The sequence below is a fragment of the Shewanella sp. YLB-07 genome, assembly GCF_009377275.1.
In genome coordinates this window covers 50,012-76,542 of the sequence record NZ_VOQB01000016.1, presented here as the reverse complement: position 1 = coordinate 76,542, position 26,531 = coordinate 50,012, and the positions used below count along the sequence as shown (strand labels likewise).

20 protein-coding genes are annotated in these 26,531 nt (G+C 45.8%); 3 read left to right on the top strand and 17 right to left on the bottom strand.

Annotated features, from left to right (window positions below; translation table 11 throughout):
• Window positions 1-33 precede the first annotated feature (33 nt).
• Window positions 34-948 carry a class I SAM-dependent methyltransferase gene (locus tag FS373_RS26410; protein WP_152830947.1) on the top strand — a complete coding sequence of 305 codons (915 nt, stop codon included), beginning with the start codon at window positions 34-36 and terminating at the stop codon, window positions 946-948.
• Between the two features lie 109 nt (window positions 949-1,057).
• Here FS373_RS26410 and FS373_RS26405 read toward each other — a convergent pair whose 3' ends face one another.
• From FS373_RS26405 to ackA, 4 genes are all read right to left on the bottom strand, one after another.
• Entirely contained in the window at window positions 1,058-1,282 is a 225-nt protein-coding gene (locus tag FS373_RS26405) for a hypothetical protein (RefSeq protein WP_144045990.1), read from the bottom strand.
• Between the two features lie 558 nt (window positions 1,283-1,840).
• The gene (locus FS373_RS26400) at window positions 1,841-2,263 is read right to left on the bottom strand and encodes a hypothetical protein (protein WP_144045991.1); all 423 of its coding nucleotides are present in this window, start codon (window positions 2,261-2,263) and stop codon (window positions 1,841-1,843) included.
• Between the two features lie 374 nt (window positions 2,264-2,637).
• Window positions 2,638-4,785: a phosphate acetyltransferase gene (pta, locus tag FS373_RS26395; RefSeq protein WP_144045992.1), complete on the bottom strand. Its 2,148-nt coding sequence runs from the start codon at window positions 4,783-4,785 to the stop codon at window positions 2,638-2,640.
• Window positions 4,786-4,913: 128 nt separating this feature from the next.
• Window positions 4,914-6,110, bottom strand: coding sequence for an acetate kinase (gene ackA / locus FS373_RS26390; RefSeq protein ID WP_144045993.1), 1,197 nt, complete (start codon window positions 6,108-6,110; stop codon window positions 4,914-4,916).
• Window positions 6,111-6,303: 193 nt separating this feature from the next.
• On the opposite strand from ackA, the gene yfbV reads away from it, so the two are divergent.
• A complete protein-coding gene (gene yfbV, locus FS373_RS26385) occupies window positions 6,304-6,747 on the top strand; it encodes a terminus macrodomain insulation protein YfbV (protein ID WP_144045994.1) in 444 nt (147 codons plus the stop codon).
• Window positions 6,748-6,784: 37 nt separating this feature from the next.
• Here yfbV and pflA read toward each other — a convergent pair whose 3' ends face one another.
• The 3 genes from pflA to focA all read right to left on the bottom strand — a co-directional run bounded on the left by pflA (window position 6,785) and on the right by focA (window position 10,812).
• Window positions 6,785-7,525, bottom strand: coding sequence for a pyruvate formate lyase 1-activating protein (gene pflA, locus FS373_RS26380; protein WP_144045995.1), 741 nt, complete (start codon window positions 7,523-7,525; stop codon window positions 6,785-6,787).
• 98 nt (window positions 7,526-7,623) lie between these two features.
• Window positions 7,624-9,906, bottom strand: coding sequence for a formate C-acetyltransferase (pflB, locus tag FS373_RS26375; protein WP_144045996.1), 2,283 nt, complete (start codon window positions 9,904-9,906; stop codon window positions 7,624-7,626).
• 24 nt (window positions 9,907-9,930) lie between these two features.
• Complete coding sequence (gene focA / locus FS373_RS26370) at window positions 9,931-10,812, bottom strand: formate transporter FocA (RefSeq protein ID WP_144045997.1); 882 nt, start codon at window positions 10,810-10,812, stop codon at window positions 9,931-9,933.
• Between the two features lie 725 nt (window positions 10,813-11,537).
• Here focA and yfcC point away from each other — a divergent pair.
• Window positions 11,538-13,076, top strand: a complete 1,539-nt coding sequence (gene yfcC / locus FS373_RS26365) for a putative basic amino acid antiporter YfcC (protein ID WP_144045998.1) — start codon at window positions 11,538-11,540, stop codon at window positions 13,074-13,076.
• A 127-nt stretch (window positions 13,077-13,203) separates the two neighbouring features.
• Here yfcC and FS373_RS26360 read toward each other — a convergent pair whose 3' ends face one another.
• From FS373_RS26360 to nuoH, 10 genes are all read right to left on the bottom strand, one after another.
• Window positions 13,204-15,822 (bottom strand): TonB-dependent receptor plug domain-containing protein, encoded by a 2,619-nt coding sequence (locus FS373_RS26360; RefSeq protein ID WP_144045999.1) that lies wholly within the window; start codon window positions 15,820-15,822, stop codon window positions 13,204-13,206.
• A gap of 671 nt (window positions 15,823-16,493) precedes the next feature.
• Window positions 16,494-17,480 carry a TDT family transporter gene (locus tag FS373_RS26355; RefSeq protein WP_144046000.1) on the bottom strand — a complete coding sequence of 329 codons (987 nt, stop codon included), beginning with the start codon at window positions 17,478-17,480 and terminating at the stop codon, window positions 16,494-16,496.
• A 118-nt stretch (window positions 17,481-17,598) separates the two neighbouring features.
• Window positions 17,599-18,675: a methyltransferase gene (locus tag FS373_RS26350; protein ID WP_144046001.1), complete on the bottom strand. Its 1,077-nt coding sequence runs from the start codon at window positions 18,673-18,675 to the stop codon at window positions 17,599-17,601.
• A gap of 143 nt (window positions 18,676-18,818) precedes the next feature.
• On the bottom strand, window positions 18,819-20,246 hold the full coding sequence (locus FS373_RS26345) for an NADH-quinone oxidoreductase subunit N (RefSeq protein ID WP_152830946.1): 1,428 nt from the start codon (window positions 20,244-20,246) through the stop codon (window positions 18,819-18,821).
• The gene (locus FS373_RS26340) at window positions 20,243-21,841 is read right to left on the bottom strand and encodes a complex I subunit 4 family protein (protein WP_152830945.1); all 1,599 of its coding nucleotides are present in this window, start codon (window positions 21,839-21,841) and stop codon (window positions 20,243-20,245) included. The genes FS373_RS26345 and FS373_RS26340 overlap by 4 nt, the downstream gene beginning before the upstream one ends.
• Window positions 21,842-21,920: 79 nt before the next feature.
• Window positions 21,921-23,825 carry an NADH-quinone oxidoreductase subunit L gene (gene nuoL, locus FS373_RS26335; protein ID WP_227993292.1) on the bottom strand — a complete coding sequence of 635 codons (1,905 nt, stop codon included), beginning with the start codon at window positions 23,823-23,825 and terminating at the stop codon, window positions 21,921-21,923.
• A 1-nt stretch (window position 23,826) separates the two neighbouring features.
• Window positions 23,827-24,129, bottom strand: coding sequence for an NADH-quinone oxidoreductase subunit NuoK (gene nuoK / locus FS373_RS26330; protein WP_144046004.1), 303 nt, complete (start codon window positions 24,127-24,129; stop codon window positions 23,827-23,829).
• Window positions 24,126-24,908, bottom strand: a complete 783-nt coding sequence (locus tag FS373_RS26320; protein WP_227993290.1) for an NADH-quinone oxidoreductase subunit J — start codon at window positions 24,906-24,908, stop codon at window positions 24,126-24,128. The genes nuoK and FS373_RS26320 overlap by 4 nt, the downstream gene beginning before the upstream one ends.
• Window positions 24,905-25,420 carry an NADH-quinone oxidoreductase subunit NuoI gene (gene nuoI / locus FS373_RS26315; protein WP_112353248.1) on the bottom strand — a complete coding sequence of 172 codons (516 nt, stop codon included), beginning with the start codon at window positions 25,418-25,420 and terminating at the stop codon, window positions 24,905-24,907. The genes FS373_RS26320 and nuoI overlap by 4 nt, the downstream gene beginning before the upstream one ends.
• 14 nt (window positions 25,421-25,434) lie before the next feature.
• The gene (gene nuoH, locus FS373_RS26310) at window positions 25,435-26,391 is read right to left on the bottom strand and encodes an NADH-quinone oxidoreductase subunit NuoH (RefSeq protein WP_144046005.1); all 957 of its coding nucleotides are present in this window, start codon (window positions 26,389-26,391) and stop codon (window positions 25,435-25,437) included.
• Between the last annotated feature and the right edge of the window lie 140 nt (window positions 26,392-26,531).

Below are 26,531 nucleotides of genomic sequence, written 5' to 3'. Positions count from 1 at the left end.
TTATAGAGAAATAAATTTCTACAAGTGAGAGAAATGCAGTTATTTTTTGATGAGTTGAATAAAATGACTCTGGGGGAGGAGGTTAATCGCCTTTTTCATGGTCGTGGTGGCTTATATCCAGGAGCTGAGCATATCTGTTTGGATTGGTACCCGCCAGTACTCCTGTTAACCAGTTTTAAGCCTCTGGAGCCTGATACCTTAGATAAGTCGGTAGAATTGATAAAACAAAGGTGGCACGTCCTTAAAGGCAGCGAAGTGATAAACCTTGTTTATCAGTATCGCAGCGGCGGACGTACTCAAACCGATTTAATCGAGGGAAGTGTCCCGGATAAGCACACTGTCCTTGAGAACAGTGCCCAATACCATGTTCATCTGCTGAAAGGGCAGAATCATGGCCTGTTTCTCGATATGAAAAACGGCCGTCAATGGGTGAGGGAACATGCCCAAGGTAAAAAGGTACTCAATTTATTTTCATATACTTGTGCATTTTCAGTGGCAGCACTGCAAGGTGGCTGTGACAGTGTTGTTAATATCGATATGAGCAAGGGGGCATTGTCGATAGGTAAACAGAATCATCTACTCAATGGGTTCACTGCTGGCGCACGTTTTTTCGGCCATGATATCTTCAAGTCTTGGGGTAAGTTAACCAAACTTGGTCCCTATGAGATGATTATCGCCGATCCGCCAAGTAACCAGAAAGGCAGTTTCGTGGCGACAAAAGATTATTCCAGGCTGCTGAAACGTCTGCCTGAATTATTGACGCCCGATGGTGAGGTACTCTTGTGCTTAAATGCGCCTGAGTTGAGTATCGATTTTTTGATGAAGCAAGTGGAAGAGTTTAGCCCAATACTAGAATTTGTTGAGCAGCTGGCTAATCCAAGTGTTTTCGTGGATATCAGCAAAGACAAAGCGCTCAAGGTACTTAAATATAGGCGTAAAAACACCTAAGTTTCAATTATAGATACAAGGACAAAATACCAGTTCGAATGTAGGACTGGTATTTAATTTTGCTAATAGATTAAGAGATGTCCGCAGGATAACTACTCAAGCTAAAGAATCAATAATTCAGTCTTTCATGGATCGTCGATTGACCATGGGACTCGATAATATGCTCGACTTTTGCTTTATCTATATATTTTAAGGCTGATATCTCAGAGAAGAGTCTGTCCTGTACATCAATTGGCATGTTCATCATGTCCATAAACATGAATATATTGAGTGTGTCACCTTGACCAAACAGGTCAACCAGTCTTCCTGCTTCAAATTCAACAAGCGCATTCATTATTCCGTCCTCCAAAAACTCAATGACGTTCCCACAAATATTAATAGCTATCCTTAATTGATAGCAGTTTGAGGGCCGAAGCCTAGATTTTTTTGCAGCAAAAAAATCACACTTAGGCCTCAAGCGTATAAAAATGTGAAAGTCTTTCATCTTTTATAACGGTTTAAGGCTATTTTTAACGAATTTGACGATAGATTAAGCTTTCGAGTGAAACTAAACTGAAAGTTTTATGTAATTGCGGCAGGATGCCTGATATAATTAGTTCAAGAAGTAAGTAGAACATCTGCCACTTCCTACCATGGCAAAATGTCATCAAAGTAATGACATGCCTCAGACCTTACAAACTGGATTCGGAGTTGTTATGGAAGTTCAAGAATACGAAAGCGCATACTACCAAGTACAAGACGAAGTGATGGAGTCTTTACCTGTTGAGAAGGATGAAGATGCGTTTTTGGATTAGGGAACAATCCTCAATTCGAGAGTTAATCTAGCTTATGCTGGAATAAAAATAGCAAGCTTAGCTTGCTATTTTTTTGCCTGTTTTTTCCGTTCTACTTTCTAGTTAAGATTACCTTTCTCGAGTAATACTTCGGTAATCTCCCAACGCGAGCCAATTTTGTGCAGTCGAATGGTTCTATCGTCTATCCAGGCCTCACCCCCCTTTAGTCCCTGCATCTTGACGATAACGGTAACGTCGTCGGTGAACTTTCTGAAGAAGTCGATATCTATCTCTTCGATCTGCATGGTGACCTCTGTCATGGAGAGGTTGAGGACGTGCCTCTGTACCGCCGAAGCTATGTAGTAGTGGCTGAGCACCTCTTTCATGGGCTCATTGACAAATTGTTTGGCCTTGTTGACGTCTCGTTCCACATAGATGGCGTGAAAGAAGCCGAGAGAAACCTGTTCAGGTGTTCGGGTCGGTGCGCTATCAGGACTGCAACCGGCAAGAAAGAGGAGACTAAGTAGGGCGATAATTTTCATATAGATTATTTTTTATGGCTCGAATAAGGTTTGAGTCAGTATCGCTATTCTGCTGCAGCAAGGCAAGGCTGATGAGTGCATCAATCCTATTAAGTATTTTAATTCTTGACAGCGAAGCGTTATTCAGTCATATCTGAATGAATAACTTTTACTGGTTATCCACAGAATCTGTGGACAAGTATGTTGAAGACTAGATGCATAACTTTTAAGTTCATGTTTAATATGGACTTAAACTGCTGGTTAAAAAGTGACGCATTACTGTTTCGAATGATTTCTCGTCATCTGGTCGAGCTAGTTATCCACTTATTAAAAAAACCTCCCTAGCTTGTGGCTAGAGAGGTTTTTTGTTTTATACGTTAACCGACAGGCTTGATTTAAGCTTGCTCACTTTGTGAGGCTTGAATCGCTGTTAAGGCTATGGTGTAGACGATGTCGTCAACCAGGGCGCCACGAGACAGGTCATTGACGGGTTTGCGCATGCCCTGAAGCATAGGGCCGATACTGATCAGGTCGGCACTTCTCTGTACCGCCTTGTAGGTTGTATTACCCGTATTGAGATCAGGGAATACAAATACCGTTGCCTTGCCGGCCACAGGGCTATTAGGTGCCTTAGACAGGGCAACATTTGGCATTACTGCTGCATCGTATTGAAGTGGTCCGTCTATGATAAGGTCAGGACGCTTCTCTTTGGCGATTCGAGTCGCTTCACGCACTTTATCCACATCTGAACCTGTGCCTGAGTTGCCGGTAGAGTAGCTGATCATAGCCACTCTAGGCTCGATACCGAATGCGGCAGCCGATTCGGCAGACTGGATGGCGATATCGGCAAGTTGCTCGGCATTGGGATCTGGGTTGATGGCACAATCGCCGTAAACTAATACCTGATCTGGCATCAGCATGAAGAAGATAGACGAGACGAGACTCGCTCCCGGTGCTGTCTTTATCAGCTGTAAAGGAGGGCGTATGGTATTGGCTGTGGTATGAACTGCGCCAGAGACGATACCGTCAACTTCATTTTGAGCGACCATCATGGTGCCTAGCACCATGTTGTCTTCCAGTTGCTCACGAGCAACGACTTCAGTGAGTCCTTTGTGACGACGCAGATCCAACATAGGTTCAACGTAACGTTCACGGACAGTTTCCGGCTCGATTATCTCGATACCTTCGCCTAAGGTCACACCTTGTTGGTTTGCAATGCGTTCGATCTCTTCCCTGTTACCAAGCAAGATACACTTAGCTATTCCTCGCTCGGCACAGATACTGGCCGCCTCGATAGTGCGAGGCTCATTACCTTCGGGCAAAACTACGGTGCGGCGGGCGGCTCTCGCCAGCTCGGTTAGCTTATATCTGAATGCTGGAGGTGATAGGCGATGCTCACGAGGTGAGTTCTTGGTGGCAGACTCAATCCAATGTTGATCTATGTGACTGGCGACGAACTCCTGAACCTCTTCGATGCGCACGGCGTCATCCACTGGGACTTCATGATCGAAGCGCTGGATGTTGAGCGATGTCTGCCAAGTATTGGTATCGATAAGGAATACCGGTAGTCCGGTTTCGAAGGCTTGTTCACATAGGGCCATGATCTCTGGCTCTGGCTCATAACTGCCTGTGAGCAGCAGGGCACCGACCTTGATACCATTCATGGAGGCCAGACAAGCGGCGACGATGACATCTGAGCGATCGCCTGAGCTGACCAGTAGCGAGTCAGTTTTTATGTGAGTGACCATGTTGGGAATACTGCGGGCACAGAAGGTGACTTTACGCAGACGGCGGGTGTGCATATCACCGGCATTGATGATCTTAGCCCTAAGATGCTTGGCAAGATCGGAGGCGCGAGGTGCAACCAGATCCAGATTATAGGGCACACTGCCTAATATACGCAGTGAGCTCTTACCCGGTAGTTGGAACATATTTGCCGCATCGGGTCTTTGGATATCCTGATGATCGAAGACTTCTGAGAGATCCGGACGCGTGCGTCCTTCCTCATCGACCGGGGCACCAATCTTGTTGATGATGGCGCCTATGATACGTTTGTTCTTCTTTCCGCCCCATGAGTTATGGGCTATCTCTAAACGGTTCATCAAGGCCGTAGCGCTCTCATTGCCAGGTGTGGCAACAAAGATAACATCGGCATCCAGAGCCTTGGCGATAGCATAGTTAACATCGCCGGAAAACGGATGATTTCGGGTCTGTACCAGACCTTCAACGACCAAGGTTTCAGTTTCATCGGTATACTCACTGACGCGAGCGATGATCTGCTCCATCAATACATCGATTTTATCGGCGCGAACTAAGTTTTCCGCATGTTCCATCTCGAATGGTTCGAGTGGGTTAACTGTCGGAGACTTGCATAGGATGGTGGTCGAACGTTCAGGGCCCGCATCTTGTGGACGCTGTTGGGCGATAGGCTTGAAGAAGCGAACCTTAACACCGTGGTGCTCGAAGGCGCGAACCAGACCTAAACTGATAGAGGTGAGGCCTACGCCTGTACCTATGGGGATTAACATAATATTGCGAGACATAACAACCTCTTGGTGACGCTCGAAATGGCATGTTCTCTAATTTGAACATGCCGAACGATTTAGCTTACTCAATGACTTTCGTGACAGGCTCGAGGCAATCAATATGCCCCCAACCTGCATGTATTAATTTACTTCAGCAGACTCATGGCATCTTCTGCGATGACCCATTCTTCATTAGTCGGGATAACTAATGCGATAGGACCCTTGTCTGTGGTGATTTGACCTTGATTACCGAAACGTGCAGCCTTATTACGCTCATCATCAACCTCGAAGCTGAAGATTTCTAACAGGTTAAGCACCTTAGCTCGGATAAGATCTGAGTTCTCGCCTATGCCGCCGGTGAATACCAAGGCGTCCAGACGACCTAGTGGCACTGTGTATGAGGCGATATATTTAGCTAAGCGGTAGCAGAAGATATCCAATGCCAATGTGGCACCTTTATGACCTTGTTCATAAGCTTCTTCTATGCCGCGACAATCGTTGGTCAGCTCAGAGATCCCCAGCAAACCACTCTGCTTGTTCATCAGGTTGTTAACTTCATCTAAGGTGTAACCTAGACGGCTGACAAGATGATGTATGATGGATGGATCGATATCACCACAACGTGTACCCATGACTAAGCCTTCCAGAGGCGTGAGACCCATGGATGTATCGACACTCTTTCCGCCTTTGATGGCTGTGACCGAGGCGCCGTTGCCTAAGTGAGCACAGATGACATTGGTCTCTTCGATATTCTTACCGATAACCTTAGCTGCTTCACGGCTGACGAACAGGTGGCTGGTACCGTGCATACCATAACGACGTATACTGTTTTCACGATATAGCTTATAGGGAAGGGCATAGATAAAGGCTTTTTCCGGCATACTTTGGTGGAAAGCGGTATCGAATACGGCAACCTGAGGCTGGCTTGGGAAGGCGGCTTGGGCGGCGCGAATACCGATAAGGTGAGCCGGGTTATGCAGTGGTGCGAGAGCAGCGCAGTCTTCGATGCCTTGGACTACCGATTCGTCTATGATGACTGAATGAGTGAATTTCTCTCCGCCATGAACCACACGATGACCGATAGCCAAGATCTGTTCGGCAATTTGTGGGTGAGCGCTTAAGATATTATCAACGATATATTCTACTGCTTCGCGGTGAGCGGTGAATGCACCTAGGCTGGCTACTTGCTTCTCACCGTTGGCTTTCCACTTGATACGGGAGTCTTCTAGTCCAAAACATTCAGCAAGACCTGAGATCTGGTCATCGCCCGTAGAGGCGTCGATAACCGCAAATTTCAATGACGAGCTACCGCAATTAAGTACCAATACCAGTTTGTTTGACATGTTTAAACCTTTTGTAATGCTGTGATTATTTATCACTGAACAATATGACTTCATTGGCAATAATAGCCGAAGTCGCTAGAAGTGCTCCTATGTCGGAGCCTGGAACTGCTTAATTTAGCTATCGCAAGGCCTTGGGGCTCTATTGCTGCATGTGCTATGGTAAAAGCAGTATCCATATAAATAGGTGTCGTAGTTGAGCATTCAAGTTATCAAAACTCTGGGCGATGGTCGTCGATATATGAAGACTTGGCCTATGGTCAGACAACTTAGTTTTTACTTTCCCGAATACCGGGTCATCAGGGCGACTCAACTCGCAGTGACCTTGATGCCAGTGCTCGCCCTCTTGGCTGCTACGAGTCAAGTCTATATCCATGGTTGGGGGTTCTTGCCCCAGGCAATCACTATTGCCCTGTTTTTTCTTAGCTTACCTGTTCAAGGTCTGCTTTGGCTCGGCTGGCGTGCTCGCCATCCCTTGCCTCTGTCTCTGCTCGATTGGTGCGATCAACTGACCGCTAAACTGTCGAGTATGGGAGTCATACATAGTCCCCTTGGCCCGAGAGCTTGTTATCTCGACATGGCGCTGTTATTAAAGGCGGCATTTGAGCGATTAGACGATACTTATTGGGAAGAGCTTTAATTTTATCACTAATATTGAGCGAGTATCATCCATTCTACTAGTAGATGGCCTTGATCCCAGCGTCAACAAAGACCTGCTTTATCTGTTCCATGGTTTCACTCGACGGTGGTGAGATATTATCGAGTTGATATGTCTCTCCCATGGCTTCCCATTTATGTTTTCCCAGTTCGTGATAGGGCAGTAGTTCAACTTTCTCTATATTAGTCATTGGCTTGAGGAAGTTTGCCAGACGTTGTGCCGCGCCAATATCATCGGTGAAACCACCGACAACCACATAACGTATCCAGGTTTTTTGTTGTTTTTTATTCAGGTACTGGGCGAACTCTAAGGTGCGTTGATTGCTGACCTGTGTCAGGTCGATGTGTCTTTGATCGTCTATATGTTTTATATCGAGCAGCACCAGATCGGTATTATCTAGCAGCTCATCTATGATAGGCGTGTATTTACGTACAAAGCCATTGGTATCCAGGCAAGTGTGAATGCCTTCTTTCTTACATTCTGCGAATAGAGCCGAGACAAACTCCGCCTGCAATATAGCTTCGCCGCCACTGGCGGTTACCCCACCGCCACTCGCTTCGAGGAAGGGGCGATAGCTGATAATTTGTTCCATGAGCTCTTTCACTTCGACTTCTTGTCCACCGTGAAGATCCCAGGTATCGCGGTTGTGACAGTATTGGCAGCGCATCAGGCAACCTTGCATAAAAGCGATAAACCTTATGCCTGGTCCGTCTACAGTACCAAAGGATTCCAGTGAGTGGATCCGACCTTTTACTGTCATTATTTCTCCTTAATTTTGCTAAGTTAGGCTGTAGTTTATTTGGCTACAGCCTGACTCTATTGACGTTAACTAGGACTCATCTATATAAGATAAGCTCATTACATTCCCTTAGTAAAGGTACGTGTGATAACGTCTTGCTGCTGCTCTGGTGTCAAGGCATTGAAGCGAACTGCATAACCTGAAACTCGGATAGTAAGCTGAGGATATTTGTCCGGATTAACGATGGCATCTTCGAGCATCTCACGATTCATTACGTTGACGTTCAGATGTTGACCACCCTCACGTGACTCGTTATGAGAGAAGTAGCCGTCCATAAGTGCTGCAAGGTTAGTGCGTCGGCCATCTTCATCTTTGCCGAGTGCATTTGGTACGATAGAGAAGGTATATGAGATACCATCTTGTGCATGAGCAAATGGCAGTTTTGCTACTGAAGTCAGAGAAGCTACAGCGCCTTTCTCGTCACGACCATGCATTGGGTTTGCACCCGGCGCGAATGGTGCACCTGATGGGCGTCCGTCCGGTGTGGTACCTGTCTTCTTACCATAAACCACGTTAGAGGTGATGGTGAGGATAGACTGAGTAGGTATGGCGTTGCGGTACATTTTCATATGACGAATCTTCGCCATGAAACGTTCGACGAGATCACTGGCTAAGTCATCGACTCGTGCATCGTTGTTACCGAATTTAGGGTAATCACCTTGGATGTCGAAATCGATGGCGATACCATTTTCGTCACGGATTGGCTTAACTTTGGCGAACTTAATCGCAGACAGTGAATCGGCGGCGATAGACAAGCCCGCAATACCACATGCCATGGTACGACGCACATCACGGTCATGAAGTGCCATCAGGGCGGCTTCATAGGAGTATTTGTCATGCATGAAGTGAATAGCGTTGAGTGCAGACACATATTGAGTGGCTAACCAGTCCATCATGGTATCCAAGCGGCCCATAACATCATCAAAATCTAACACTTCTGATGTGATAGCATCGGACTTAGGACCTATTTGCGTCTTAAGCTTCTCATCGACACCACCATTGATGGCATAAAGCATAGTCTTGGCCAAGTTAGCACGAGCACCGAAGAACTGCATATGCTTACCGATAACCATAGGACTAACACAGCAGGCGATAGCGTAGTCGTCAGACTCGAAATCGGGACGCATAAGGTCATCATTTTCATACTGGATTGAGCTAGTGTCAATAGAGACCTTAGCACAGTACTTCTTAAAGTCTAACGGTAGCTTCTCAGACCATAACACTGTGATGTTTGGCTCAGGACTCGCACCCATGTTGTACAGAGTATGCAAGAAACGGAAGCTGGACTTAGTGACCAGAGTACGGCCATCTAGACCCATGCCGGCAATCGATTCAGTGGCCCAGATTGGATCACCTGAGAATAGCTCATCGTATTCGGGGGTACGTAGGAAACGAACCATACGTAGCTTCATCACGAAGTGGTCGACCATCTCCTGAGCTTGCTGCTCGGTCAAGGTACCATTTTTAAGATCACGTTCGATGAAGATATCGAGGAAGCTTGAAGTACGGCCAAGAGACATGGCGGCGCCGTTTTGGCTCTTTACTGCGGCTAGATAACCGAAGTAAGTCCATTGAATGGCTTCTTTAGCATTGCTTGCAGGCTTAGATATGTCGAAACCATAGCTGGTAGCCATCTGCTTCATTTGACCCAATGCCTTGTGCTGCTCGGCAATCTCTTCACGAAGTTGCATGGTAGCACTTAAGTCTTCACCAGTTTCGAAACGCTCTTGTAAGGAGCCGAATTGGGCGAACTTGTCGGTCATCAGATAATCGATGCCGTAAAGGGCGATACGACGGTAATCACCGATGATACGACCACGGCCATAGGCGTCAGGTAAACCGGTCAGTATGCCTGATTTACGACAACCCATGATTTCCGGGGTGTAGATATCGAACACACCTTGGTTGTGAGTCTTACGTAGCTCAGAGTAGACATATTTAATCTCTGGGTTAAGTACGCGATCGTATGCCTTGCATGAACCTTCTACCATACGAATACCACCGTTTGGCAACATGGCACGCTTAAGCGGTGCTTCTGTCTGAAGGCCAACAATGGTTTCGAGCTCTTGCTCGATGTAACCGGCTTCATGGGACGTGATGGTCGATACCTTGTCGGTATCGAAATCCACAGGTGCATGAGTCTGGTTTTCTTGCTTGATCCCAACCATCACCTTGTCCCAAAGCTTGGTGGTTGCTTCGGTTGCTTCGGCTAAAAATGACTCATTGCCTTCATAAGGGGTGTAGTTAGTCTGGATAAAGTCACGAACATTGACTTGAGATTTCCAATCGCCGGCGGTGAATCCTTCCCATGCGTTGGCAAACTGTTCAGTTTTTTCGGTCATAGCGCAAATACCTTCTGTTAAGAATTAAACTTGATTATCGTTCTGTGCCTTCGCGAGTGCGGGGCGGCGATAAACAAACCAATAAGTGAGTCCTACGAAAATAGCGCCGCCCACAATATTACCTAAAGTGACCGGGACGAGATTGTGGAGTATAAATTGACTCCAAGTTAGATCGGCAAACTGGTTAGGGTCTATCCCCGCGCTTGCCCAAAAATCGGCTGTTGCAACTTGCTTAGTAAAAATCGCCATCGGAATAAGAAACATGTTTGCTATGCAGTGTTCAAAACCTGCGGCGACAAACATGGCAACGGGTAATACAACGGCAAGCAACTTGTCGGTGACGGTTTTTCCAGCGTAGGCCATCCAAACAGCCAGACAAACCATGATGTTACACATGATGCCTAAGGCAAAGGCTTGTCCGAATGTATGGTTTAGTTTAGCTTGAGCTGTCTGTAAGTAACCTAGGCCAATCAGCCCGTGTCCCGCCTCATAATGCTTAGCGGCGATCATGAGACCGACTAAGAGCATGGCACCGATAAAGTTGCCCAGATAAACCAGCCCCCAGTTACGCATTAACGCTTTAGTGGTAACACGTTTGCTGGCGCGGGCAGTAATGGTCAATACGGTAGAGGTAAATAGCTCGCCTCCCAAAACGACAACTAACATCAGGCCCAGGCTAAAACAGAGACCACCGATGAGTTTATTGAGTCCGTAGGGAAGAATGCTGCCTCCTGCCGTGGCAACGACATAGAAGATAAAGGCTAAACCGATAAACATGCCGGCCGTCATCGCCAGGATCAGCGTAGACACTGTGTCTCGGTTGACTTTAATAACGGCAGCATCTTCCACTTTTAGTGCGGTGGCTGCTGGAGTATTAGCATCAAACGGACTCGGACTATTTTTCATGTTTCGCCTTTTAATTGCCTTATATTGGTTTTTTCAACCAATATAAGATTGATCCTTGGTCAATGGAACCGCTAAGTGAGTAAATTTGTTCCCGATAAAGCCAGTATAAAAAAGGTGTAATTAAATTTCGTGATCTTGGTCAAATTGCGGCCTAAAACTCGAAAAGTGTAATTTATTTACAGAATGTTCCTTTGTCAATGCTTGATCTTTACTTGAATCTAGCTGTGGTTCATTAACACTCGATCTTAAATTGGTAAGACCAATTTACCACGGAGATGATAACACAATCTGAAAATGACGGCACTCCTTGTCTGGGCTACTGGCTTTGATAATCAAAATTTTGCGAGCAAGGTAACAATTGTATAGGTAAGCCTAATAAAGGGATACTTTAGGCACGTAATTTGCTTCATGTATTCTAGTGAGTATTATTAATATCGAAAATAATAACGAACAGAGAAGGTTTTTATATTTATATTTAAATAATTTCAATCGATTAGGATAGATCTGTTCAAGATTAAATCAATTGGTAATAGTCTTTAAGTTTGCAGATCAGGTTAGCTTGTTAGCGGATAATTTGTACTGCAAGATGGTGGTAGTGATATTTATGATTCGATAATGGGCTCATTAATTTGAGACTACACATTGCTTCTGTGTGTTATCGCTTTGAGGCAAGTGTTAATTTAGTTTATATTGCGTCCATATTATAAGAATAAATGGCTGTAAATATGGAACAGACGAGCTCAATTGGTAAAGCCCAAGCGGTCAAAAACATCTCTACATGGCAGATGCCAGATACCTTAGTTATCATTTTTTTCGTTGCATTGGCGGCTGCGGTTTTAACCTATTTTGTCCCTATTGGGGCCTTCGATACTCAAGAGGTCAATTATTTAGCCGATGGTGTTGAAAAGTCGCGAGTCGTTGTCGATCCAAGTTCATTTCAATATATCCTAGACGAGCATGGCGATCCTAAACTTCAGCCTGTTGCGCTGTTTGAAGGAGGCGGTGGCGCAGGTTTCTTTAACTTCGCTTTCGAAGGTCTTGTCTCAGGCTCCAAATGGGGTAGCGCCATCGGCGTCATCATGTTTATGCTGGTGATTGGCGGCTCGTTCGGAGTCGTGATGGCAACGGGCACCATAGATAATGGCATCTTAAGGCTTATCGATAAGACCCGTGGTAATGAGATGCTGTTTATTCCGGCTATATTTAGTTTGTTTTCTCTCGGCGGCGCCGTGTTCGGCATGGGGGAGGAGGCTATTGCCTTCGCGATAATCATCTGTCCCCTGATGATAAGACTGGGCTACGATGGCATAACGACCGTGATGGTTACCTATGTGGCGACCCAGATTGGGTTTGCCAGCTCATGGATGAATCCATTTAGTGTAGCCATCGCCCAAGGGATAGCCGGTATACCTGTGCTATCGGGCTCGGGTATGAGAGTGATCATGTGGGCAGGATTCACCCTGATGGGGCTGGCATTCACCATGAGCTATGCTAAGAAGATCAAACAAACACCTTCACTCTCCCTTAGTTACCATTCGGATGCTTATTTTAGGGATAACCAGAGTAAAGCTAGCTTAGATAGTCGTTTCAATATCGGCGACATCTTAGTATTACTGTCGATTGTTGCGACTGTTGCTTGGGTGATCTGGGGCGTGGTGACTCAGGCTTGGTTTATTCCCGAGATCGCCAGCCAGTTTTTTACCATGGGTATAGTGATAGGCTCGATAGGCGTGATATTCAAGCTTAATGGCATGACAATCAATAAAGTGGCGACCAGCTTTAAGCAAGGCGCAGGCACTATGCTTGAACCTGCCGTGTTAGTTGGTTGTGCTTCAGGCATTCTTATCTTACTCGGCGGCGGTGGTCCAACTGAACCTAGCGTGCTTAATTCTATTTTAAACAGTGCAGGTAACGTCATTGGCCAATTACCTAACGCTCTTTCTGCCTGGTTTATGTTGCTGTTCCAGTCGGTATTTAATTTCTTCGTGACCTCTGGCTCGGGACAGGCTGCTCTGACGATGCCTTTAATGGCGCCATTGGCCGATATTGTGGGTGTGACCAGGCAGGTGGCCGTGCTTGCGTTTCAGTTGGGAGATGGTTTTACAAATGTCTTGGTTCCGACATCGGCATCCTTGATGGCGACCTTAGGTGTGTGTCGCGTCGATTGGGGGGATTGGCTTAAGTTTATCTGGCGTTTTATGCTTGGATTGTTTGTTGTATCAAGCTTAGTGGTCGTAGGGGCACACTATTTAGGTTTTAGTTAATGCCAGTATGATTAGATAGATTAATAGAAAAACGGCATCAAATGATGCCGTTTTTCTGTTTAAAATCATATTAACTGAGTTAAAAAAGCCTAGGAATAACCTAGGCTTTTGTCAAAAATTATCTTTTTTAGAATTTTTGTGTATAAGACGCTGTGTATGTACGTCCGTATAGATTATAAAGAGATGAATCATATTCTAGATCTGAATCTAGAACTGGATCTTCATTGGTGATGTTACGCACACCTAAGGTAAACTTACCATTCCATGCAGCCATGTAACTATAGCTTGCATCGAATGTTGTTTGTGATGAAAGACTTCCTATTTGCTCATAGGTATTTGGATCTGTTTTTTCAGATTGTCCATCAATGTATTGAGTCAATAGTGAAGCTGAGTGATCACCATATGCCCAATCAACAACCCAAGTGAAGCGGTACTCTGGCATGCCATTACGACCAATTTGGTTGTTTACTGGTCCGTTGAAGTACTCTTCATCATCGAAAGAGATGATGTAAGTTAGATCGAATGTTGAGCCAAAATCACCAGCGGCAGTTTCTAAGCCAGAATAGGTTAAGTTGAAATCGATACCAGAAGTATCGAAGCCATTACCGTTGACCTGTGGGGTCGTTGCAGACAAGATTTTACCATCTGCATTATTACCCACACGTTTGATATCACCTAGAGCCAAGTTACCGTAGCCGACTTTCTTCTCTTCTTTAAGCAAAGAGTCAAGAGTGATAAACGTGATCACATCATCGATACTTAAATTGTAATATTCAACTTTAGTACTGAAGTTGTCTGTGATGTTCCAGATTGCACCAAGATTATAGAAATCAGATGTTTCAGGCTGTAGCTCAGAGTTAGCCGTACGAGTTACGTCATATTGCTTAGCTTTACAGTCTGTAGTAGACGTTCCTTGCTGTTCACAATAGTGATAATCGGTTGCTGAATCTGCACTGAAAGAATCGGCAGCATAAAGATCTGATAATGCCGGTGCACGGAAGCCTTGGCCCCATGATGCACGTAATACAACATCTTCAATTAGCTGGTATCTAAGTGCAATCTTAGGAGTCGTTGCTGAGCCAAAGTCTGAATACTTGTCGTAGCGGAATGCAAGGTTGAGTTCCAGATCATCAGTAACGGGAATGATACTCTCAGCAAAGACTGCAAATACATCGCGATCTCCGCCTGAACCGTTACCCGAAGATCCGATGACTTCACCTGCAGCGGTTTCGGCATCGACGTTAGCTTCATATTTGTACTGCATAAATTCAGTACCCACATACCAACCAACTATGCCAGCAGGAAGATCGATAGCTTCGAAGTTGATACCAGCATTCACACTTTGGAATTCCATGATATCTTGCTTAAGGGTATCGTGGCTTATTGCAGCAACAACAGCCTCACTGTTTCCTTCTGGACCGAAATTAAATTCACCACTCTTAACCATAGCCTCAACAGTTGGACGGTGTACATAGCCCTTACCGTAGTTGCTATTTTCAGCTAGATTATAGTGATAAGTGAAATCCCAGCCAAAGTCATCATGCTCACCGACTAAACCAACTTGGATATCTGTGCTGTAATCGATTGTAGATGAATCACGGGTACCTACGTCGGTGAAACGATAGTAAACTCGGCCATCATTTTCATTTTTACTTGTGCCAGTGTTAGTACCATCGGCTGAGTAATTTTGAATATCAACTTGACCAGCATCAACATTAAACCAGCCAGCTGCAGGAGCGAAACGACCGAAAGTCTCGTTACGTGAGAATAGGCCTTGAGTTTCAAACATGATTTCGTCAGATAGCTCGTAATTTGCAGTTACATAACCTGCAGTATACTTACGCGCGGCGTGATCGGCTGCTTCTGAGGTGTAGTCATAACCACAGATATAATCGCCATCACCATAATCGTAAACATGGCCGCCACCGACCATTTTTTTGTTATCACAGGCAGCCATTGGGCTAAACTGTCCTGAAGTCATATCCAAAAAGTTACGGGCATATGCAGAAACACCCGTCGTATCGGCATATTTCTCTGCTAATGTGTTAGTAGAGCTTGTGAACCAACGATCACGTTGGAAGATAATTTCACGACTCTGATGTTCGAATGAGAAAGTTAGACTGCCCTTGTCGCTGCTCGTACCACCTATGATGTGAGTTTTCCACTCTTCACCACCAGCTTGTTGAGGGTTAGTACCCGTACCGGAGATCTCTAGTCCTTCAAAATCTTTCTTAAGGATAATATTAACAACACCAGCAACGGCATCAGAACCATAAACAGCTGAAGCACCATCAGAAAGGATTTCGATGCGTTCAATAGCGGCAGTAGGAATGGTGTTTAAGTTAACTGCTGTGCCACCCATAGTCGGTGAACCAGGCATACGTTTGCCGTTTAGAAGAACCAAAGTTCTGTCTGCTCCAGCACCACGCAAGTTGATATTAGCTTGGCTCTGCCAAGAGCTACCCGATGATTCGGCGCTTGAGCCGAAGGTGTTTAAGTTACTACGACGTAAAACATCGGCGACTGACATAGCGCCAGTTTTTTCCATATCAGCAGCGGTAATAGTCGTTACCGGTGAAGATCCTTCTAAGTCAGTACGTTTTATACGTGAACCAGTAACTTGAATTCTTTCTACTTTTTCATCATCACTTGCAGCAAATACGACTGGCGCAGTTAATGCGGCAGTTGCAGCACCACTAATTAATGCAAAACGTACAGCTTTAGCCATTTTTGAGTTTGGCAGCATTTTGTTCTCCCTGACACTTATTATGTTTTTAATAATTTGGTTTTAATTTTTATATAGCAACAAATGCAATCAGTCATACGCTTGTTAATTTTATTAAACGAATATTGATTAATGTTGCTAGGAGTGGGATATAAGCACGTAGTGATAACATCTGCAATGGTATGTAAACGAGAAGGATTAAAGCGCATTACTACTTTTGGTTAACTTGCCCACCCCTTTCTCGCAACACTTCAGGCTGTTGTAAATCTGTTAATCAATGGGTTAGGTTACAATTATAATGGGTGTGTTAATCTTTGGGCATTTTATATTCTGTTTCTATTTGTTCGGAGAGCTTTATAAATGTTTCCCTGGGTTAAATCGGTAACATATGGTTAACCGGATGATCGTGAAAAAAGTATTCGATTGAAACAAATATAATCATCTTGTGATTTTGGTCACCATTTTGATCTCCTTGTTTTGTTTTTAGTTTGTTTGAAATATCATCAATTTTACAAGTTTGATGTATTTGTAAATAAGTTTAATGTTTGAGTTTGTTGTTTTTGTAAGCGACTTGTGATCAGAGGAAATCAATATTAGAAGACAGAAAGTCAGCCATCATAAATTGATGGCTGTGGGAAATACTGAATGATATGTAATAAATAGTTGAGCAGTACCTGTTTCCGTGTAGATATTTATGCTCTCCAAGCACTAGGACTGTAGTGAGATAAGTAACGATAGGCGACATATATGACCACTGCGGTTGCGATAAACAGTTCGCCCTCTGCTGCTTGCTGGATAAGGCTGGTGAATTGATTCATTCCATAGGTCTCAGTTAGCCAGTAGTAGGTCTTGAACAGAGCTGTTGCGCCTATGACCATAGGGAAGGTAAATGCAGCATAGCCAGGTGAGAAGGGCAGTGTTAACAAATGAAAGAAGGCCAGATAGATAACCGACGTCATTAAGACTGCAATGCTGAGCAGAAGTGCGACAACAACAATCGAAGGCTGGGTGCTAATCGTCAGGTAACCGGCTAAAGATAAACTGGCGGGGGCAGCCAGTATGGCAATGGTGGGTTTAGCTGCATCGGCAATGGGGGCACAAAATATCAGGCGGTATAGCATGATTGGTAACATGACGAGGTAACACAGCATACCGAAGTTTAATGTGCCGTTAGCAATCCACTGAAGATTTTGAGCTGCCGACTCAGCATGACTAGGGAAGCTTACGGCGGCGACTATGATACCAATAGGCGGCACAAACCAACTTGGTACCATATGCTCTAACTTAAAATCTATGGCTCTATAGAAAACAAACATACTGAGGAAGACCAAGTGGATGATTATGGCTAGTAACCAGATTATTTGACCTGTAGCTGCTGAGTATTGACCGATGGAGTTTGAAATGACCATAAGCGCCATGGCAAACGTTGGGATCACGCTGCCTATGACCGGGTGAGTGAGCTCCTCATGTAAAACCTTTGGGTGAAGTACAAATTTAATCACCAGGCTTGCAAGCAAGATAGCCGCAATAGCAGCGCTGATGATTTGGCCTCGACCTCCCATAGCTGGAAGCATACTCTCCCATGCCCAACCTAGGCTAGCGATAGCAAGTGCTAAGCCGGCCATAGGGCTTGGTAAACGAGAGACTCGGTGAGAAAGGAGGTTAAAAGTAGATTTCATTTCTACTCCCTAGTTATTAAGTGATGACTTAATGTTAAGGGAATAGACTCATTAAAAATATTTGATTCTAGTTAATCATGAGTTCAATTTAATTTAGTATGACTAAATAGACTCCATATTAGCTTGGTTTTAGCTTACAACGTAATAAGGTATGCCCGAGTCCAATGTCATCGATATCCTCATCGACATACAGACCGGCTTGGGAGATGAGACTCAACATATCTTTAGAGTGATACATTCTACTGTCACCATTTGCCATGGCGGTGAAGTAGATAGAGGTGGCATTGACACAATATGCGCCGGCCTCGAACGGTTGCCTGTCCCAATAAGTTTCTAATATACACAGCTCACTTAGCGTCGTCATACTCAGTGCAGTACGTTTCAGAATACTTAATATTTGCGGCTTGGAGAAGCAATCCAAAAATTGGCTCATCCAATAAAGGTCGCCCTCACGGCAGAAAGCTTGTGACTCATCGAGGAGGTTGCATTCATACCCCTGGACTCGGTCGGCTACATCTTTATTCTTAGCATTTTTTAAGGCGACTTTCAGCTGACCGGGGAGGTCCATGATGGTGATATTGACCTGGCTGTTATAGCCTGTGCATGCCAGTGCCCATTTTCCGGTATTACCGCCGACGTCGACGATATGTTTAGGCTGGTTTTTAAATATTAATGGCAGTAACTGGCCAAAAGCATGATCTGAATAGTAGTGATCGAATTCGAACCAACTTTGTTTTACTTGCTCGGGTAATTCACTGAGAGTGGGGTAGATAGTCTCCCAATCACCGAATACTTTTAGTCCCTTTGGCTTGCCTTCGACGAGTGATGCCTCTAACTCGTATACACCTTGGTAGCAAACATCATGGACAAAATTCAGGTTAACCTTGGCCATATCATCGTGTAGCAGGAAGAAACCAATCTTATCCAAGCGATAACGTTCATCTTTATGCCAAACGAGTCTCATACTCAGGCCCATATCCAGTAATACGCTGACAGCATATTCAGATAACTGGGTGCTGTGTTGAATATCTTCGAGCAAACAGCCAGATTTACCCGCAGCATCTATCTGCTCTAATATGCCAAATTTGAGTAAACAGCGTGCGACTTGAAAACTGATAGGGGCGAAAGCAATTTTTTGTGCTTCAAATTTTGCATCGAAAGCACTGATATCCTGTGGAGACTGATAGAAAGGCATAATAAATGTAGACTCGGTTATATAAGTAAAAGCGCAAGTCACTCTATCATGTTGGAAGAAAATAACAGTATGATTTATCCGAGTTTATTTGTACTTTTATATTAACTTGTGATGCAGCCTGTACTTGTCGTTAATAACACCAGTCAGTGGGTGACAGCCTCGAGCATGTCGGCAAATACACTTGGAAATGTTCCTACACCTATGACGGTTATGATAATGACCCAAGAAGTCACTTTTTCCCTTATATCAAGTTTACATGGGACAGAGGCGCTTTCAGTTTTAGCTAACATGATCATGATGATCCTAAGATAGAAATAAAGGCCTATCACACTGGCAATCACCAAGAAGCTCATCGGCCACCAAAGCTGGCCGGAGATGGCTGCAGCGACAAGATAGAACTTTCCCATAAATCCTATGGTTAATGGTATCCCGGCTAAAGACAGCATGAGTACACTTAAACATGTTGCCTGCAGGGGTTGTCGCCAGAAAAGGCCGCTTAATTGCTTGATTGAGGTGGTATTTTCCAGCTGCATTAACACTGAGAAGGTACCTGTTAAGGTGATCATATAGGCGAGTAGATAAAAAACCATTGCTTCAAGATTAAAGCTTATATCATTTAGCAGGCTGGCATTACCCTCGAGTAATAACAACATAATCAGTAGATAACCAAAGTGAGAGATAGAGGAGAAGGCCAATATTCGCAGCAGTCTATCTTGCTGCAGTGCTAACAAGTTACCAATAAGCATAGATGCGACCGCGACTAGGGCGATGACGTCTAAAATTGTGCTATCGGTTTGCCACTCTCCATAACTGAACATCCTCCATAACACGATAAAAGCTGACAATTTCGAGACGATAGCCAAGAGGGCCGTAGTGGGCAGAGGAGCTCCTTCAAAAATGTCTGCGACCCACAGATGACAAGGTACCAGAGACAGTTTGAAACAAAGTCCTGTGAGAATAAAGATCATCCCGCTAGTGGTTAAATTCAGCGGCGAACTCGCTAGGTGCTGCAGCTTGTTTGTAGACACTGCATCAAATGTCAGGCTGCCCGTTTGCAGATAGATGAGCGCGATTCCCATGAGTATCAAAGCCGAAGCGCCGGCCGATAGCACTAGGTATTTAATTCCGGCTTCCTGACTATTAGGATTGTTATTTGAATAGGCGATAAGCCCGATGAAAGAGAGGCTCATTAGTTCTAAGGCCAGGAAGAAACTGGCGAAATGCTGACTGGCAATCATGGACACAGCGCCCAGACTGGCCGTCAATAACAGCAGATAATACTCTTCATTGGTGTTATCCGACTTATCCAGCCAATGATAAAGCTGAGACCAGAGAAAGACTAAGATGACTAATAATCCAGCAGAGACAAGGGCATTTACCGGGGTGAAAATAAATAGTAGCTCAGACGTGGCAGGGGCTTCAATCAAGGACACTTGAACCAGACAAGCGCCAATTAAGCCCACACCTGTGATCAAAAAAGCATGAATGTGCGAGCGTTTTAAGGCAATACTCAGTAGCAAGATCAAAATTGTGCTCAACAATATGCCTGCCGGAAGGTAGTGGTTACTCATAGTGCACTTCCTGTTATGGCGTATAGCGCAAGTACTTGGGCTAATGGTTGCTCTAGCATGTCCAATAGTGGTTGTGGGTGTATCCCCAAAAGTATCAAGCCAGCTGCGATTGACATGAGAGTCAACTTCTCCTTCAGGCTAAGATCTGGGTATGGGCTGGAGAGGGTAGGCGGTTTTGAGAGGGGAGCCACTTTGGCGCTTACTTGATCACTTGTCGATGTGAGGGCTATTTCTGTGTCAACTGTGGAGGCTGGGTCATCCAAGTCTGAGCCTCGGGTTTGAAAAGGCCCGAAGAAACTCTTTTGAATCATGCGCAGGGAATACACAGCGCCAAGTATCAAGCCCAAGGAGGCTAGAACGGCAAAACTAGCGTGCTGTTCTAAGGCGCCGACCAGTACGAGAAATTCTCCGATAAAATTGCCCAACCCCGGCATGCCTAGGGAGGCGATGGCGAAGAAGAGTCCCATGGCGCTCAGTTGAGGAAAATAGCGCCATAAGCCGGAAAATTGATGCAGATCCCGGCTATGAAGCCTTTGTTGTATCAGGCCGACTAACATAAACAGAGCCGCGCTGCTCAGACCATGGGCGAGCATCTGCATCACAGCGCCCTGAAGTGCAATCATGTTCAGGCTAAAGCAACCTAAGAGTACGAAGCCCATATGGCTCACACTCGAGTAGGCCACTATGCGTTTCAAGTCATGTTGAGAAAAAGCCATCAAGGCGCCGTAGATGATGCTCAAAACGGCGAGGCTCATCATCAGTGGCGACCAAAACTGCACCGCGTCGGGAAACAGGGGCAGTACGAATCGTATGATGCCGTAACCACCTGTCTTTAAGAGTATTGCCGCCAATATAATACTCGCCGGAGTGGGGGCTTGGGTGTGGGCATCGGGTAACCAGGGGTGAAAGGGAAAGGCGGGCAGCTTGACCAGAAAAGCGATAATAAAACCTAAACAGATCCAGATGGCCGTAGGGGAAGCGATGGGTGCGAGAATTAACACATGGTAGTTGAAGCTAAGCTGGCCGGTTTCCTGATAATGGAATACGACTAAGGCTATGGTGCTCAGTAGCATCAATAATCCGCCAGCCTGGGTAAATAAGAAGAATTTCAGCGCAGCATATCGACGGTTTTCATGTCCCCATATGGCAATAAGAAAATACATGGGAACCAACATGACTTCCCAGAAGACGAAGAAGAGCAGCAGATCCATCGCCAGAAAAACACCTATGATCCCGGCTAAGGTCCAGAGAAAATTGAAGTAGAAGAATCCCTGATGTTTGTCAATCTCACTCCAGGCCGAAGAGAGGGCGGCTAGGCCCATCAATAGGGTTAGTAATATCAAGATCAGGCTAAGGCCATCCATGGAAAAGTGAGCCGTGATGTTAAACCTGTCAATCCAGACATGGCTCTCATCGAAAAGCCACTGACTGCTTCGGGCAAGTGGGCTGGTTAATGTCAAAATCCCTATATAGGCCAAGCTGCCCAGGAGTGTGAACAGAGATATTCTGCGTGGCAAGTTTGGATTAAAGCCTTGACTGTACCAGGCAAGCAGCCCGCCCAGGAGTGGAATTAATATTAAGCAAAGTAGCATCATCTTATGAGCCTTATTAGGCTAGTTGAGGTGCAGGTTATAAAGGGACAAAGCAGCAAGGTATGCGGCTGTCTAAGTGAATTCATCTTATGACTCCCCATGCGATAGCTAATATGCTGAATAAGATCAGACTGGCGCTGTAACGTCTTAGTTGTCCCGTTTGTAGCCGATTGAACATCAGGTGGAGGCGATAGCTGACTGTCTCGAGTGCTCGAAAACTCGCATCAATAATGTCATGGCGATTGAGGAAAGTGAGTTTTTTAAAAGGTGTGATAAAAACGTGAGTGAACAAGGCATCGAAGCCCCAGCCTGAACGTATAAAACGGCTTAAACTTACTTTATTGACGGGTTTATCTCTGTTTGTTTGACTAAACAGAAACCAGGCTAAGATCACACCGATTAACGGCACTAGAATAGGTAACCCATGTTCGAGAGGCGTCAGGTTTGAAGATGAGCTAAGGGTTAACTCGCCAAACAAGTGTAAGACCCCTTGTGGCTGAATGCCGCCGAGTAAGGCCAGAGTCATCAAGATAACGAGAACTGCAGCCATAATAGTAGGGGTTTTATGGCTAGGCGCATGGCCAAGTTTTCCCATAAAGATAATAAAGAATAACTTGGCACTGTATAGCGCGGTAAATAATGCGCCTAATAAGGCTCCCCACCATAGGAGGGGCTGCTCAGCCATTGCCACCTGCTGTAAAATTAATTCCTTGCTGAAAAATCCTGATGTCATGGGCAAAGAGGCCAGGGCGGCGCAGCCTATGGCAAAGCTTAGAGCCAGTAAAGGCAGCTTCTTACTCAGGCCGCCCATCTTCATTATGTCTTGCTCATGATTCATGCAATAGATCAATGCCCCGGCACTGAGAAACAGCAGGGCCTTGAAAAATGCATGGGTCATCAGATGAAAGATTGCCGTGGATGCGGCGCCGACGCCTAAGGCTAAAAACATATAACCAAGCTGACTGATGGTCGAGTAGGCCAATATGCGTTTAAGATCCGTTTGAAACAGTGCCGAAGTCGCGCCAAGGAGTAGGGTCAATACCCCAATAACGGCGATAAAAAGCAATACTTGAGGGGCGAGTTGGTACAGGGCATCATTTCTTGCGATCAAGTATACGCCAGCGGTCACCATAGTCGCCGCGTGAATGAGCGCACTAACTGGTGTTGGGCCGGCCATGGCATCGGGTAACCAGGAGTGTAATGGCATCTGCGCCGACTTTCCCGCGGCGCCTGCAAATAAGAGCAAGCATGAAAGTGCAATTAATTGGTTTCCTCCCACGGTATTAGCCTGTAGAAGTGTTTGAGATTGCTGCTGTATCTGCTGAATATTGACGGTATCGAACTGATAAAAAAGCAGTATAATTCCGATTAACATGGCGGTGTCACCGATGCGGGTGATGATAAAAGCCTTGTTGGCGGCCTTGTTATTGTCAGTCTTTTGATACCAAAAACCGATCAAGAGATAGCTGCACAGGCCCACGCCTTCCCATCCCAGATAGAGGACCACCAGATTGTCGGCAAGCACCAGAATCAGCATGGAAGACACAAACAGGTTTAAGTAAGCGAAGAAGCGGCATTGGTCGGTATCTTGGATCATATAACTTGCCGAATAGATATGGATCAGGGCGCCGATACAGCAGATGATGGTGATCATCACCAGGGATAAGGGGTCCAGATACAGGCCAAAGTTCAGGTTTAGTGATCCTGGATTTTGAGTGGCTAACTCCGAAGACACTAATGCTGGAGCGCCTATATTGAGCCACTCACCCAAGGAAGTCTGAATGATAAACACCTCTTCATCCCAGACTTGCACATTGAGTATAAGGGCTAACAGGGCTGCCAGGATCACAGAGCTCACCCCCAGTATTCTTGTCCACCGATCATTGGGCTGAACTAGAATTAATATTGCCGCGCTGCAAAGGGGAAGCAATGGGATGGCCATCAACAGGTTATTCATCAATAGATCATTTATAAATAGACTGTTCATATTATCCCTTCAGCTTAGTGAGTTTATCGACATCAAGATCTTGCTGTTGCCGGTAAATATGAATAACCAAAGCCAGGCCAACAGCAACTTCACAGGCGGCCAGTGTGAGGATGAATAGGTACATGAGTTGCCCATCGACATTGCCATGCAGATTCGAGGCGGCGACAAATATCAGGGCTACGCCATTGAGCATGATTTCCAGTGAGATCAGCATAAAGAGTAAATTTCGGCGGCTAAGTAAGCCGAACAGGCCGATAGCGAACAGCACACCACTTAACACCAGTACCCAAGTGATCTCTATCATCTGTGTTCACCTCGGGTTTGCTTGTTCGTCTGTGCCTGACTCGGTTCAATTTCGGCGAGGGTTAATTCGCTAGAATCTGAGTTGTGTGCTGGCTTAGCTTCAGTATCCGGCTCAGGGTCGTTGGCTGAATTGGGTGACGCTGTGCCACCTTGTTTGGTTATGTAGTTAACACTGACGTCTGGGGTGAATTCGCTAGAACCTAAGCTTAGTGCCTGCTTAGATTCAGTATCCAGGTCTTTGACTGAACTTGATGACGCTGGATGCGGTGTGCTGTCTTGCTTGGTGATATGGATGGCACTGACAAGCGCGGCCAGCAGCATGATGGCAGCTAACACGACCAGAACCCGATAGGAGCCGAAGAGCTGTATGGCCAGCTGTTTCACCGTTTGATTCACAGGTAATAGGCTAGTGAGTATCTCTTGATGTAGGCCAACCGAGCCTAGGGATATCAAGATGAGCTCTATGACCAATAGCGCTGATAATATCAGGGGACCTTTAGCCACCTTAGGATTAAACAGTAGCCGCTCGGCGGCTAAGCTGCGCTCACCTTGGTGGAGCATCATGGTGACAAATACGAATAGCACCATGACGGCGCCTGCGTAGACAATGATCTGTAGTGCAGCGGCAAAAGGTGAACCTAGCAGGAAGAAAATCAGCGCGATAGCCAACATCATGGTGACCAGATACAGCAGAGCATGTACCACATTATGGGCGCTGACGGTGAGAAGTGCCGATATGATGGCGACGGCGGCTGTGATGAAAAATATAATGTCAATCATGGCAACAGACTCCTGACATTGATGGGAGCTTGCTCGTCGATGGCTTCACCTTTAGCCTTGCCCGTTATCGCCTTACCACTGACTTTATAGAAATTATACTCGTGATACTTACCCGGGCCAGAAATCAGCAGGTGATGCTTCTCGTAGACCAGGTTTTGCCTGTCATATTCCGCCATTTCAAAATCAGGCGTGAGTTGAATCGCGTGGGTCGGACAGGCCTCTTCGCAGAAGCCGCACATGATGCAGCGGGAAAAGTTGATGGTGAAGGTCTTAGCCTCCCAGCGGCCATCGGGTTTCTCGGTTTTTTCTACGGAGATACAATCGACGGGACAGGCGACTGAGCAGAGATTGCAAGCGACGCAACGTTCCTCACCATCGGGATCTCGAGTCAGCACAATTCGGCCTCGATACCTGGGAGATAGGTAAGGTTTCTGCTCCGGATACTGCACCGTATCGGCGGGGGTGAAGGTATGCTTCAAGATGGTGATCAAGGTTCTTATTTGGCTAAGCATGATCCACTCTCCTGTTAGAAACCAAGTGTTAACTGCCATAGAGCGGTTAACAGCAGGTTGAGTAAAGTGAGAGGCAATAATACCGCCCAGCCGAGTCGCATCAGTTGATCGTATCTGGGCCTGGGTATGGCGGCTCTCAGCAAAATGAAGAACACCACGAAGAATCCTGTTTTTAACAGGAACCAGATAATAGGGGGCAGCACTGGCCCTTGCCAGCCACCAAAATAGAGAGTGGTTATGAGCGCGGAGACAAAGATGACGCCCAGGTACTCACCAATGAAGAACATGCCAAATTTCATGCTGGAATACTCGGTATGAAATCCTGCCACTATCTCAGTTTCGGCCTCGGGAAGATCGAAGGGAGCACGATGACTCTCCGCCACGCCCGCGATAAGAAACAGCACAAAACCAAGGGGCTGACTCAGAATAAACCAGTAATTTTCCTGAGCCGCCACTATATCGTTGAGGCTAAAGCTGCCTGTGATGATGACAACGCCCATCAGAGCCAGCCCCATAAACACCTCATAAGACAGCATCTGAGCCGCGGTTCGCATCGCGCCCAGCAGGGCATATTTACTGTTGGAGGAGAAACCAGCTAGCATGATGCTGTAAACCGACAGTGAGCTCAGCGCCAGGATGAACAGCAAGGCATTATCGAAATTGGCTATCTGGATATTCGGGGAGAAAGGTATGATGGCGAACCCGAGTAAGGTCATTATCATCAGGATCATCGGCGCGATAATGAACAAGGCCTTATCGGCGAAGGGAGGGACCCAATCTTCCTTGGTAAAAATTTTTATCATGTCGGCAACCACTTGCAAGAGTCCCATAGGGCCGACCCGATTGGGCCCCAATCTATCTTGCCAGACCGCGAGCAATCGTCTCTCTAGCCAAGTAGACCAGGCAGCGCACAGCAACAATAGTAGCAAAACGCTGGTGGGAACCAGTAACACCTCATATAGGGCCATCATGCTCCTCCTTGCCCTTGAGTGGCGTTATCTTGGCTCGCTTAACCTGCAAGGTGAAAAGGATGAATAATGTATTGGGCAGCGGTGACACTTCATATAGGACCATCACTGTCCTCCTTACCCTTGAGTGGCATTATCAGGGC